The sequence below is a fragment of the Bacillus sp. EKM420B genome (assembly GCF_011065565.1).
GTDB classification, from domain to species: domain Bacteria; phylum Bacillota; class Bacilli; order Bacillales; family Bacillaceae; genus Bacillus; species Bacillus velezensis.
This window is the reverse complement of the sequence record NZ_JAAMNX010000056.1, coordinates 1-247: the sequence shown is the minus strand read 5'-3', so window position 1 is coordinate 247 and position 247 is coordinate 1. Positions and strand designations below refer to the sequence as shown.

At 39.7% G+C, this 247-nt stretch carries 1 protein-coding gene; it reads right to left on the bottom strand.

Translation table 11 applies throughout. The features are described from left to right. Positions 1 to 247 (bottom strand): condensation domain-containing protein (locus G9F48_RS19520; protein ID WP_165409996.1); only part of this gene is annotated, 247 nt, incomplete at both ends.

Here is a 247-nt window from a genome sequence, read left to right as displayed (position 1 = left end):
TTTCTTAAACAGTTTTTTCGAATATTCAAACAGTCCGTGATAGTTGTCGCGGTCCGCCTGAATCGACAAGGTCAAATCGAATTTGGCAACCGGATGATGAAATGGATACGGCTTGAGTTGAAGGGAATCGAAAGTCAATTCAGCATGATCAAGATTTTGCAGCACAAACATCGTATCGAATAAAGGATTACGGCTTGAATCTTTTGGAAGATGCAGATGCTGAATTAATTCTTCCAATGGATAGTCT